Source organism: Pedobacter soli, assembly GCF_900101435.1.
In the GTDB taxonomy this organism is placed as follows: Bacteria; Bacteroidota; Bacteroidia; order Sphingobacteriales; family Sphingobacteriaceae; genus Pedobacter; species Pedobacter soli.
Genome location: NZ_FMZH01000008.1, coordinates 12,425 through 24,712, shown reverse-complemented (window position 1 = coordinate 24,712; position 12,288 = coordinate 12,425). Strand labels below are relative to the sequence as shown.

The window sequence follows — 12,288 nt, the reverse complement described above, 5'->3', positions numbered from 1 at the left end:
TTGGTTTTTAAATGATTATTTTCCTTTTAATGATTCATTCTGGTTATTTATAGCTGCAGTTTCAGATGCTGGTTCAGCAATCAGTTCGTCGAGCACGCGGTTAAATTTCTTCTCATAATCGTCGTAGTATTTGCCGGTTACTGTGCCAGTATAACCCGTGTAAATTTCGCGTACCTCTCCTTTTCTATCGATAATGATGGTAGTTGGAAAAGCAATAAATTTGTTCAGTGCAGGTAATTTCTGCGATACCAGTTTTTTATCGGCAAGGCCACCAAATAAGATGTCGTATTTGATATCGTATTTATCTCTCAGCTTTCCGAGCGTGTATTGGGCATAAGCCAGACTGTCTTTTTGTTCAAAACCAATGGCAATGGCTTCTACACCGCGTTTTTGGTTTTTGTTAAACCAGGGCGAAAGAAAAACAGTCTGATCAGTACAGTTAGGGCACCAGGTACCAATAATTTCGACAATTACCACTTTGCCTTTGTACTTATCATCACTTAGTGAAACCGGTTTACCCTTAAGATCAGGAAAGGTAAAATCGAGCTTTTTATAGCCTTCTTTCAAAAAGGTTAATTTATAGGGATCGGGCAGGTTGGCGTCGGTATTTTTAGTGGCATCGAACTTGATGTTTTTGTAGATCCCAAAACCCTGATCGCCTGAAAGCGTGCCATCTTCGTTTACCTTTCCTTTAATGATAAAAGGGCTTGGGCCGGTAAAACCCGATAAGGCAAATTCATTTCCCTGAATGGTGCCTTCAATTTCACGGCTATCACCCACAACTGTCATAATTACACCAGTAAGCTTATTTCCGTTTTGTTTTAACACCGCAATTGATGCCGGCACAGCCTCTTTGCTGTACAGTTTTAGTTCCCATTTGCCCGATAAATCGGCAGCAGGTTTTACATCTTTACCGGGCTCAAAAAAACGATAAGTCTTACCTGGCTCGGCAGTAAATGGTAGAGCATTACCCCTGAAACCAGGAACAAGACTCCGGTACTCGCCACTTAGCGTACCATTGGGTTCTATTTTAGCAACCAGGGCAGCATCGTAGGTATTCATTTTTACGAAAATCGAATCTTTGCCAAGTCGTTGCACATGAAAATCATCACGGCGAGAGCCATTAAGCAAGGTAAAAACAGCATGCTCGGGATCTTTGCCCTTGAATTCGAAATTGAAAGGAACAGCCGATTCGCTTACCGTGAACACACCACGCCAGATGCCTTCTTTTATAAAAGCCGCAGGCGGATTAACGGTTGCCGAAAAAGCCGAACTACTGATGAACAGCCCCAAAGTTAGGCCTTTAAGTGCGGGTAGATAGTTTTTAAAGTTCATGTTTATGGTTTTTAGTTTAGTATTCCTGTTTCTAAAACCCTGTGCAGCAGACATACCATTCCCCTGACCGGTAAATTACCAGCCGCTTAATTAAAAAATGGAAAGCATGTTTGTAACTGCAAATGCTATTTGCAGCAGCGGGAATTTTGTAGTTTAAGTGTTTTCATATCTTAGTTAATTTATTTTTCACCACAAAAATTGAGGCGAATGAGTAAAGCACTTATTTCATTGCTGAAAAGTTGCTAGAAGATCAATGAGGCTCCCTCTCCCTTCTTCTGTATAAATCATCTACTAGTGGTGGAATTATTAGATGCAGTAAATTTATTTTTCCGGAATACCTCCGGAATGAGTAAAGCACTTATTTCATTGCTGAAAAGTTGCTAGAAGATTAACGAGGCTCCCTCTCCCTTCTTCTGTATAAATTATCTACTATTGGTGGAATTACTAGATGCTGTAAAGGTAAAACAAAAAATATTAAAAACCAATTAAATCTATAGATTTTATAGTATTTATTTTTTCTGTGATAATCAGACTGTAATGAGGGCTTAGTCGTATCTTGTGAAAGCTTTAAAATAACACCCTGGATTGTACGCCATGTGGACTAAATGAATTTTCCACCATTACATAAAGCGCCGCATATTGCACAACCAGGATGTTATTTTTTTTTGAATTGTTGAAATTCACCCGACTGACCACAAAGCGATCCTGGTGACTGGCCAAATATAGAAAAAAGTCGACCATTTTAGTATACTTTATTAAAAATAATAGGGGTCTCCCCTAATTTACCTTTCAAAAACTTAGTTCCTCCTACTCTTTTCTTCGCAAAGCACACTGGTAAATTCATCGCATTTGCAAATAGCACAAGATATTACAGATTCATTATCAGGCAATTTCACTAAATACTTTTTATATTTTTTTATTTTAACATTTTTGTTAAACAAAAAAGAATAATATCTTTGCAGTCATAAATATTTTATCTGCTTAATGTTTAGCCGCTATGAGTTTAATTATCCGATCCCTTTCTTATACACATCCCGATAACGAACAGCTTTTCAATAACCTTTCGTTGAACATTGCCAGTGGCGATAAAGCAGCATTAGTTGGTATTAATGGCGTGGGCAAATCAACCCTGCTTAAAATGCTTGCTGGTGCTATGCAACCTGGTTCGGGCGAAATTATTACTCCGGAAAAACCCTGGTACATTCCACAGCATTTAGGCGAATACGATCGGTACACTGTTGGCCGAGCCCTTGGGATTGACCAAAAACTGAAAGCGCTGCAAGCTATTTTGGCTGGCGATCCTGATCCGCAACATTTTACCGATCTGGATGATGATTGGGAAATTGAGCAGAAAGTAAGTCAGGCGCTCAAAAAATGGGGACTTGAACATTTGTCAACCGATCAGTTACTTGGTGGTTTAAGCGGCGGGCAGAAAACAAAGATTTTCTTGGCCAGTATAGACCTGCACCAGCCCGAACTGATTTTACTGGATGAACCTTCCAACCACCTGGATACGCAAACCCGCAGCAAACTGTACCAGCTTATTGAGCAGAGCAAGGCAACCATTCTGGTGGTTAGTCACGACAGAGCCCTGCTTAACCTGATGAACAAAACGCTCGAATTGAGCAAAAAGGGTATTGAAGTTTATGGTGGCAATTTTGAGTTCTATCAGCAACAAAAACTGGAAAAAGTTAATGCTTTGCATGCACAGCTTAACGAACAGGCCAAAACACTTAAACAAACTGAAAAGAAAGCCCGGGATGTAGCATATCAGCGCCAAAAACAAGAGCAGCGTGGTAAAAGTGCCGGACAAAGCAACTCGCTTCCGCGTATTATTGCAGGTGGATTAAAGAGCAAATCGGAACGCAGTACAGCTAAAGTGCTTGATGCACAAAACGAAAAGATAACAGGCTTGCAAGAACACATGCAGGAAACACGGTCGCAAATTCAGCAGTATCAGGTATTAAAAATTAATATTACAGCTTCCGAAATGCACCATGGCAAATTACTGATTGATGCCCAGGCGATCAACTTTGGATATACCCTGCCCTTGTTGCAACAAACGATCAGTTTTCAGCTACGATCCGGAGAGCGGATGCAGGTTGAAGGTGCAAATGGTTCGGGCAAAAGCACTTTACTCAAAGTAGTAACAGGTGAGCTGCAACCCATGCAGGGGAACTACAGCTCCAGCGATTTTTCCTATCTTTACCTCGATCAGGATTATGCCATGATTAAAGCTGATTTAAGCATTTACGAACAGATACAGGAGTACAATTCTATCGGACTTCAGGAGCACGAAATCAGGGCATTACTCGTACATTCTCAGTTTGATGCAGCCGCTTTCGACCGGAAATGTGCAGGATTGAGTGGTGGCGAAAAAATGAAGCTTGCACTCTGTTGCCTTTCGGTAAGTAATCTGAAACCTGATCTGCTTATTTTAGACGAACCGACCAACAATCTTGATTTGAAGAGCCTGGAAGTACTTACCGCAGCCATTAAAAACTATGAAGGAACATTGCTGGTAATCTCGCACGATGCCTATTTTATCAGCGAAATTGGGATCAACAGCCACCTAAATTTAAGTTAGAAGAATAAACAATAACATGCCACTTAAAAATACCGGAACGGAACAACTGATTAAAGATACAGCAAAAAGACTCATTTTTGCCGAAGGTAAACTGCATGCCACAACACAGGAAATTGCCGATGCTGCAGGTGTAAACCGTACTTCGCTACATTACTATTTCCGATCGAGGGATTTACTAATTGCAGCTGTTTTTCAGGAAGCGATGCAAGGTTTGAGCGAACGCCTCAACCAATGTATGGTATCGGCTAAACCTTTCAAACAAAAGGTAGAATTTCTGATTGAAGTATTTTTAAAGGATATGATGGCTTTCCCCTATCAGGAAACTTTTATGGTTACTGAAATCAACACAGTGGGGAAACAGCTGGTAGGCAATATAGATTCAGAACCTGTTAAAAGCTTTTTAAACGAAGTACAACAGGAAATGGATTCGGGCAATCTTAAAGCAATGCCTCCCTCTCAATTCCTGATGAACCTCTTTTCGTTATTATCTTATCCGCTGATTATGGCTCCATTGTACAAACAGTTGTTTCAGCTTGCTGATGGTGCTTTTAATGAATTGATTACAGCTAGGAAAGCGATGATTATGGAGCTGATTTTTAATGGCAAATGATAACTATTTCGCCATACTTGTAACCTCAATGATGGCATCTGCAAAAGCCTGTGGGGCTTCCTGAGGTAATACGTGCCCAATGCCTCCGGTAATGGTATGGTGCACATATTTACCGGTAAATTTATTGGCATATTGTGAAGGGTCTGGATGTGGCGCGCCGTTAGCATCGCCCTCTAAGGTTACTGTTGGTACCGATATGGCTGGTGCAGTAGCCAGTTTTGCTTCAAATGCATCATATTTGGCTTCTCCTTTGCTTAAGCCTAATCTCCAGCGGTAATTGTCAATCACTACCTGTACATTGTCAGGGTTATCAAAACCTTTGGCCGATTGTTCGTAAGTGGCATCGCTAAAATTCCATTTTGGAGAGGCCAGCTGCCAGATTTGTTTGTTAAAGGCTTTGGTATTGGCTGCATAACCTGCTGCACCACGGTCTGTTGCAAAATAGAACTGATACCACCAGGCCAACTCTGCTTTTGGTGGCAGCGGAGCCACATTTCCTGCCTGACTACCAATTAAATAACCACTTACTGACACCAATCCTTTAACCCGTTCAGGCCATAGCGCTGCGACGATATCTGCTGTGCGTGCACCCCAGTCATAGCCACCCAAAATGGCTTTTTTAATTTTCAGGGCATCCATAAAGGCTACAATATCAACGGCAACTGCCGATTGCTGTCCGTTGCGGGGCGTAGCAGCAGAAAGAAACCGGGTGGTACCATAGCCCCTTAAGTATGGAACGAATACATGATAGCCTTTTGCAGTAAGAATATGTGTTACTTCGGTATAACTGTCGATATCATATGGCCAGCCATGAAGAAGGATCACAGCTTCTCCGTTAACCGGACCAGCTTCGGCATAACCTACATCCAGTACGCCGGCTTTAATATGTTTTGTTGCTGCCAATGGTTTTTCGGCCAGGGTGTTGCTGTCGGTTAAATTGTTTTGCGCAGCCTGTGCCGAGCCAAAACCAATTAACTGAAGTCCTAAAATATACATAGCTGTTCTGGCCAATTTACCTGCACGTTGTTGGATTGATAATTTTTTCATGTTTATTGTTTTTAAGGGTTGATTTATTAATTGCAGACCCAAAACTAGTGGCATAGCAGGTAAAAAACGGCCATAAAAAAGTGAACCGGACATATTACCAGCTGACTTGGGCAGTTAGCGGGGTAAAGCGGCAGTGGAATTGCCGGTTAAGACTTTTTTTAAAATAAAAATGGTCTGTAGTGAGACAGACCATTGGTATAATGTTTATGAATATTTCTTAAGTAGGATTAAGACTTTTCTCTTCGCTGGCTTTTTAACACTTCCAGCACCCAGCCTTTACCCCACTCTTCCATCTGCTCTTCTGTCCACAAATAGGGATAGAAAATTCTTTTTTGGAAACGCGGAGGCAGATATTTCTGCCAGTTGGTTCCACCTGTAGCTGCTACATCAACCGGATCTTTTTCCAGGTAGCGTACCGCCGATTTGTAATGTGAAAGTGGCCACTCTACGTTTACATATAAATCCAGCTTTCTCAATTCTTCAGCCAGTGCTGATACATCTTCGCCTTTGGCCTGCAATTGCAAATATAAGGCCGAGAAATTGGTTTCGCCCCTTTCTTTAGCCAGTTGCAAAAACTGTCCGGCGTATTTTTTAATAAACTGCTTTAAGGTTAGGGTCTGCTTGCCAGAAGCCAGTTCGGTAGCACCAAACTTCCAGTAAATGTGTTCGAACTGAGCTTCGATACTTGCATTGGCTAGTTCTGCACGCTTGCTCTTATCAACAAGGCGGTTAAAATCGGTTGCGCAAATCTCGATCATACGGTATTGGCCAGACTGAAAACCACTGGCCGGTAGCAGCGACATCCTGAATTTCAGGAATTGTTCTTTATCCATGCCATCAACCATTACTTCAAACGAAGTGGTTAAGGCATTAAAATAAGCGTTGATCCTTTTAACCCTGGTGGTAAAAAATGCAGCGGTAAGCTCAGTATGTTCGGCAATTTGCCTGCATTCGTGTAGGGTTAATTTAAAGTACAACTCCGTAATCTGATGGTACATGATGAAGATTTCCTCATCAGGAAAAGGTGTTTTAGGGTTTTGCAGGCTTAAAAGTGTATCCAGATGGATATAATCCCAATAGGTTAAAAAATCGGCATAAAGCAAGCCATCCAGATAAGAGCCCATATCCTGGCCCATTGCAGTATATTTTTCTTCCAGTTTAAGCAGGCGGTCGGTAATTTCAGGAGTCAGTTCCATAATTTCGTTTTTTTGATCAATAATGGTGTTGGTAAAATCAGATCAGCGTTTTGCTTATATTTAATAACACAGAGCCTGTTTTAAAAACGTCTTCAAAACTATTGTAAAGCGGAACCGGACTTAACCTGATTACATTGGGTTCGCGCCAGTCGCCAAGGATATTGTGATCCATTAAGGCCTTGAATATTACCTTTGGCTGATGTTTGGCAATGATAGATAACTGTGCACCACGATCGTCCTCTGTTTCGGGGGTAATAATCTGGTATTGTTCTTCGCCCAGTATACCGTTTATTTCTTTAATGATATAACTCAGGTATGCGGTTAATTGCTTGCTTTTTTCCCTCAGCGGCGCAATAAACCCTGCTTTTTCAAAAATCTGCAATGAGGCATAGTAGAGCGCCATCGGGATCACCTGTGTACAGCTTACCTGCCAGCCATCGGCGCCCACCTCGGGCACAAAACCTTTGGTCATTTTAAACCTTTCTTGTTCCTGATAGCCCCACCATCCGGCAAAACGATCTAAACTGGTATCGGTAAAATGCTTTTCGTGCACAAAAATACCGCTAATACCACCCGGACCAGAATTTTGATATTTGTAAGAGCACCAGCAGGCAAAATCTACTTCCCAATCATGTAATTGCAAAGGCACATTACCCGCAGCATGTGCTAAATCAAAGCCCACTACAGCACCAACCTCATGGCCGGCTTTGGTAATGGCCGGCATATCGTACCATTGGCCGGTAAAGTAATTGATTCCGCCAAACAGTACGAGGGCAATTTCATCGCCATGTTCGGCAATCTTAGCTAAAATATCAGCTGTTCTTAACGTGTATTCGCCAGCTCTTGGACTCACTTCGATAATGGCCTCGTCGGGATCGTAACCGTGAAAACGCACCTGGCTTTCAATAGCGTACTGATCGGATGGAAAGGCACCGGCTTCCATAATAATTTTAAACCTTTGGGCTTTTGGCTTGTAAAAGCTCACCATCAGCAAGTGCAGGTTAACGGTTAAGGTGTTCATTGGCGAAACTTCCTGACTACTCGCTCCCACAATAGGTGCCATGAGCGCTTTGAGGGCTTTATGAAAAAACATCCATGGGGTATCGCCTTCAAACCAACCCTCTACAGCCAGGTTTTGCCAGTTATAAAGTTGCTGATCGATATATTTTTTTGCTGTTTTAGGCTGAAGCCCAAGAGAATTTCCGCATAAGTAAATAAAGGGCGCTCCATTCTGTTGCGGAAAGAAAAACTCATCGCGCAAATGGCTTAAGGGATCCTGCTTATCCATACTTTGGGCAAATGCCAAACTATTTTCAAAAATCATGTTTTTAAAATTACGTATAATGAAACTGAACGATAGCACAAAAACTACCGGCAGCACGTGTTGAAATAAAAATAATTAAAATAAACTGCACATAGGGCAGTTTTTCAGGCGTTGCCTGAATTAAGAAGGTCTATTGATGATATTTTTAAGAATATTTACCATAAATACGGGAGCTAATGTAGCGCAAAAAAATTATTGTAGCAAATATTCAAAAACAGGAAAGCAAAAAAAAGCCGGGATAAATGTATAATACATTTATCCCGGCTTGATGCTATTAGAATATTGATTAAGAAATCTAATCACCTTTAATGATCAGGGAAACCTGGCAGAACTGGTAATGGTTACTAATCTATTTTAAGCCTAAGTTGGCTTCCCTGGCTTATTTTCAGTTTAAAAAGTTCTGTTCCGGCTAACAGAAAGGCACCTACACCATACACATCAGTATCGTCATACCCCACTTTATCTGGTGCAGCGCCCTGCGCCTGTACATAACCCAGTTTGCCATCATCGTGCACTGAGGTACTGAGTGCAGCCCAGGCTTTATTTAATGTGCTTTCATATTTGGTTAAAGGTAACAGATCATTGTTTACCCCCCAGGCTATAGCATAAGTAATAAAACCTGTTCCGCTGGTTTCTTTACTTGGGTAGCTTTCGGGGTCTAACAAACTGGCATGCCAGGTGCCATCTTCTTGTTGCAGCTTTGCCAAGCGGCGCGACATGTCTTTATATAGCTTTACAAAACGCTTATAATCCGGGTGGTTTTGCGGCATGTTGGCAAGCACCCTCACCAATCCGGCAATTACCCAGCCATTTCCACGTGCCCAAAATACTTTAGCTCCATTCTTTTCTCTTTTATCGAAATAGCGGCTATCGCGATAGAACAAATGCTCTTTCTTATCGTACAAATAAGCAGTTGACTTCCACCACAGTTCGGAAGCTTTATCCAGATATTTTGCATCGCCTGTGGCCTGGCTCAAATAGGCCAAAGCCGGAGGCCCCATAAATAAAGCATCGCACCAGGCCCATTCCCTCAACTGAATGTTCTTTTTCCACTCCAGCGATTCGGTATGCGGTAAAATCACTACTGAATCGGCTAAACTTTTAAAATCAGTAATGTATTCTGGTCGCTTGTAAATGCTATACAGCTGCGAATAGAGTTGCCCAACACAGTAATCGTCGGCAAAATGGCGGTGGCGGCCTATTTGCCATTTATTATCTTCGCCAACCTGAATGAGTTTCTGGTAGTAAACATCGGTTTTATTCAGCCCTGCAAAGGCCATCATCCCGGTATACATGGCGCCAGAGGTCCAGTCTTTTCTGGGATTTTTCCAGCCGTCTTTTTCTAAAGTTCTCCATTGCCAGTCGGCTACACTTTTCATCCGGGCAAAAATGCTATCAGCTCTTAACCATTGGGCCTGAACAGAAATAGTATAACTAAAAAGTAACAGGAATAAAATTTTACGCATAATATTGATTTGTACTGGTTTGGGTTGTTATTTTAGACTAAGTATTGAGTATATTTCTTCTAAAATATGAAGTAATTTAATTAGCCCAATTAACAAATCCTGCACAAACGTTTGTGTAACAACAATTATGTTATTTACTGAAACAAACACCATTAAACAAGCATTAAATGCTATATAGTTCTAAATTACCAGCGACTGTTTTATTTTTTCTGATGCTCAGGTAAACTCAGATTGTACTGCTACCAAAACACAATCTGAGTAAAGTAATTGTAAATGGAAATGGCTCTTTTTGGCCTATTCTTTCGGAGTTTATTCGGAGTTCCTTCGGATTAACTTCGGAGCTGATCCGCAATTCTGCGATTAAAATACGGTAAAGGTCCGTAATAGATTAGTTGTAGTAAAGGAAGATATGCCTGCCATTAGCAGATTTTATTTGGAGACAGTAACTTATTTCACAAGCGGAAGAATGAGTGCGTTAATAAAGATGAACAGCTGGTTTACCTCCATCGTAATCTGGTGGTAAACCAGCATGCTTAATGCAACAAGCTATAAAAGCGTGTTCAGTTTTTGATCGATTTCGGCTTTATTATCGGTTTTAACCAGAATTTTCCCTTCCTTATCCAATAACACATACAGCGGAATTGTGCGCGATTTATATTTAGTTACAATTCTGGCGGGCATATTTTTTACCGGAAACTCATCAGCTACCTGAATCCAATCCATCTTTTCCTGGTCCATTGCCTTTTTCCAGAGATCCCACTTGTTATCGTTGGTAACTCCTACTATTTCAAAGCCTTTGTATTTGTACCTGGCGTAAACTTCTTTCCAGTGCGGAATGGCTTCACGGCAAGGTTTGCACCAGCTGGCCCAAAAATCGAGCAGCACATATTTACCTCTGAGCGAGGAAAGCGTAAATTTACTGCTGTCGGGCTTTAAAAGCGTAAAATCTTCGGCCAGTTGCCCAGGTAAAACGGCCTTAATCTCGTCTACTTCCTGTTGCAGGTTACTAAAATAAACAGATTGTTTTGCCGGCCCCTCAAACCTGGCCAGCATGCTTTCAAAATCTGCCAAAGGTAAATCAGTGTTGAATAAATAATACTGGTTTAGCATGTATGGTCCTGCAACCGACGATGGCTTTTGCCCGATGTACTGTTTAATAAAAGCAAGTTGTTTTGCAGCGACCGCTTCCCTATCAGTACCTGCACCTGCCTTTTGGTATCGTTCAAAATCTGTTTGCCCGGCAGAGCCAGTTACTTTTACCGCCTTAAGACTTGCCCCTTTCTGCATGCCATATTTGGTATAATCGTAATGTTGTGCACCGGTAGTATCTATCTGCACATTAATTGTACCACCATTAATAAAGAACTGTGTGCCCCAGTTGCCTGGTTTGAGATTTAACGAAACCATCTGGGCACCGGCCAGGTGGCCTTTTGCAGTAAATTTTCCATTGGTGATTTTGGCAGTACCCAATTGTTGCGAGACCCGGGTTCTGATATCGTAACTGCTAAGCTCAACTTCGCCATTCTTTAAACCTTTTACCTGGCCGTTAATCGAATAATCTACGGCTTGTGCACCTGCAATGGCCGGCAAGGCCATTAGCAGAATACCATATAAAAACTTTTTGCTCATGTTTTATTTTGATTTTTCTTCGAATAATTCCCTCAGTTTCTTGTTCAACAGTTCGCCACGCAAGTCTTTTGCAATAATTTTTCCCTGCGGATCGACAAGTAAAGTGCTTGGAATACCATTGATGCCATAGTACTGCGAAACCTCATTTTTCCAGCCTTTTAAATCAGAAAGCTGGGTCCAGGGCATATTGTCATCTTTGATGGCCTTTTTCCAGTTTTCGCCTTTATCGTCGAGAGAAATCCCTACTACGGTAAAGTTTTTGTCTTTATAGGTGTTGTAGGCCTTTAACACATTGGGATTTTCTGCACGGCAAGGGCCACACCAGCTTGCCCAAAAATCGACCAGAACGTATTTTCCTTTAAAAGCTGCAAAGTTTACCGGACTTCCGTTTACATCGTTCTGTGTAAAATTGAGCATCTGCTCGCCAATGCTGCTGCGTTTTAAAACCGCTAACCGTTCTTCAAGCCTTTTACCTGATGCACTAGCCTTTGCTTTCTGGCCAAGCAGATCGTAAATTGCCTGAATATCTTTGTAGTTACCCATACCGGCACGTTCGGTTACCAAACTGGTACTGAATGCACTTTCGGGATGTGTAGCAATGTATTTATTTTCCATTTGGCGCATTTCATTTCTTATTGCAGAAATCTTTTCTTCACGTGCCAGTTTTTCTTCATCGGTTCCTTTGCCATAAACCGCATATAAAGGCATTAACTGTTTGTTTAAAGGTTCCTGAGTGGCTTCAAAATCATCGGCTTCTTTTTGTGTTTTGGAACCCGAAACTTTAAGCAAGTGCAGCGAATCTGCCGTTCCGGTTATCGAAATATTACCGGGTTCGAGGTAAACCCAGGCCGCGCGATTAGGAAACATGAGCGTTACTTTCTGGGCTTCAGGCATTTTACCCGTCCACTCAAATTTACCATCGGTGGTTTTAATCGTACCGGTTTTTTGTTCGGCACCTTCATAATAGTAGAGTTTAACTTCTACATTGCCCAAACCTTTTATATTGCCTTTTACCTGAGCGTTCTGAGCAAAGGCTGTAGCCGCCGCCAACAGCATGCAGCCTGTTAATACAGTTTTCATTGATTTCATTTTCT

At 41.6% G+C, this 12,288-nt stretch carries 9 protein-coding genes and 2 riboswitches; of the genes, 2 read left to right on the top strand and 7 right to left on the bottom strand.

Features of this window, described 5'->3' with window-relative positions:
- Positions 1 to 15 precede the first annotated feature (15 nt).
- Positions 16 to 1,335: a peroxiredoxin family protein gene (locus BLR37_RS17290; RefSeq protein WP_090771038.1), complete on the bottom strand. Its 1,320-nt coding sequence runs from the start codon at positions 1,333 to 1,335 to the stop codon at positions 16 to 18.
- Positions 1,336 to 1,511: 176 nt separating this feature from the next.
- Positions 1,512 to 1,621, bottom strand: a riboswitch (SAM riboswitch).
- 32 nt (positions 1,622 to 1,653) lie between these two features.
- Positions 1,654 to 1,759, bottom strand: a riboswitch (SAM riboswitch).
- A gap of 573 nt (positions 1,760 to 2,332) precedes the next feature.
- Here BLR37_RS17290 and BLR37_RS17285 point away from each other — a divergent pair.
- A complete protein-coding gene (locus BLR37_RS17285) occupies positions 2,333 to 3,922 on the top strand; it encodes an ABC-F family ATP-binding cassette domain-containing protein (protein ID WP_090770740.1) in 1,590 nt (529 codons plus the stop codon).
- A gap of 16 nt (positions 3,923 to 3,938) precedes the next feature.
- Complete coding sequence (locus BLR37_RS17280; RefSeq protein ID WP_090770738.1) at positions 3,939 to 4,532, top strand: TetR/AcrR family transcriptional regulator; 594 nt, start codon at positions 3,939 to 3,941, stop codon at positions 4,530 to 4,532.
- A 3-nt stretch (positions 4,533 to 4,535) separates the two neighbouring features.
- On the opposite strand, the gene BLR37_RS17275 is transcribed toward BLR37_RS17280, so the two are convergent.
- The 6 genes from BLR37_RS17275 to BLR37_RS17250 all read right to left on the bottom strand — a co-directional run bounded on the left by BLR37_RS17275 (position 4,536) and on the right by BLR37_RS17250 (position 12,274).
- Positions 4,536 to 5,579 (bottom strand): alpha/beta fold hydrolase, encoded by a 1,044-nt coding sequence (locus BLR37_RS17275; RefSeq protein ID WP_090771036.1) that lies wholly within the window; start codon positions 5,577 to 5,579, stop codon positions 4,536 to 4,538.
- Between the two features lie 227 nt (positions 5,580 to 5,806).
- The gene (locus BLR37_RS17270) at positions 5,807 to 6,775 is read right to left on the bottom strand and encodes a tryptophan 2,3-dioxygenase family protein (RefSeq protein ID WP_090770736.1); all 969 of its coding nucleotides are present in this window, start codon (positions 6,773 to 6,775) and stop codon (positions 5,807 to 5,809) included.
- Between the two features lie 37 nt (positions 6,776 to 6,812).
- Positions 6,813 to 8,099, bottom strand: coding sequence for a kynureninase (gene kynU / locus BLR37_RS17265; protein WP_090770734.1), 1,287 nt, complete (start codon positions 8,097 to 8,099; stop codon positions 6,813 to 6,815).
- 344 nt (positions 8,100 to 8,443) lie between these two features.
- Complete coding sequence (locus tag BLR37_RS17260) at positions 8,444 to 9,565, bottom strand: glycoside hydrolase family 88/105 protein (RefSeq protein WP_090770732.1); 1,122 nt, start codon at positions 9,563 to 9,565, stop codon at positions 8,444 to 8,446.
- Positions 9,566 to 10,111: 546 nt separating this feature from the next.
- Positions 10,112 to 11,194 (bottom strand): TlpA disulfide reductase family protein, encoded by a 1,083-nt coding sequence (locus BLR37_RS17255; protein WP_090770730.1) that lies wholly within the window; start codon positions 11,192 to 11,194, stop codon positions 10,112 to 10,114.
- 3 nt (positions 11,195 to 11,197) lie between these two features.
- Positions 11,198 to 12,274 carry a TlpA disulfide reductase family protein gene (locus BLR37_RS17250; protein WP_244154686.1) on the bottom strand — a complete coding sequence of 359 codons (1,077 nt, stop codon included), beginning with the start codon at positions 12,272 to 12,274 and terminating at the stop codon, positions 11,198 to 11,200.
- Positions 12,275 to 12,288: the final 14 nt, after the last annotated feature.

Excerpts from the sequence above, each read along its gene's own strand:
- BLR37_RS17290 (WP_090771038.1), bottom strand. The coding sequence starts at position 1,335 with ATGAACTTTAAAAACTATCTACCCGCACTTAAAGGCCTAACTTTGGGG.
- BLR37_RS17285 (WP_090770740.1), top strand. The coding sequence starts at position 2,333 with ATGAGTTTAATTATCCGATCCCTTTCTTATACACATCCCGATAACGAA.
- BLR37_RS17280 (WP_090770738.1), top strand. The coding sequence starts at position 3,939 with ATGCCACTTAAAAATACCGGAACGGAACAACTGATTAAAGATACAGCA.
- BLR37_RS17275 (WP_090771036.1), bottom strand. The coding sequence starts at position 5,579 with ATGAAAAAATTATCAATCCAACAACGTGCAGGTAAATTGGCCAGAACA.
- BLR37_RS17270 (WP_090770736.1), bottom strand. The coding sequence starts at position 6,775 with ATGGAACTGACTCCTGAAATTACCGACCGCCTGCTTAAACTGGAAGAA.
- kynU (WP_090770734.1), bottom strand. The coding sequence starts at position 8,099 with ATGATTTTTGAAAATAGTTTGGCATTTGCCCAAAGTATGGATAAGCAG.
- BLR37_RS17260 (WP_090770732.1), bottom strand. The coding sequence starts at position 9,565 with ATGCGTAAAATTTTATTCCTGTTACTTTTTAGTTATACTATTTCTGTT.
- BLR37_RS17255 (WP_090770730.1), bottom strand. The coding sequence starts at position 11,194 with ATGAGCAAAAAGTTTTTATATGGTATTCTGCTAATGGCCTTGCCGGCC.
- BLR37_RS17250 (WP_244154686.1), bottom strand. The coding sequence starts at position 12,274 with ATGAAAACTGTATTAACAGGCTGCATGCTGTTGGCGGCGGCTACAGCC.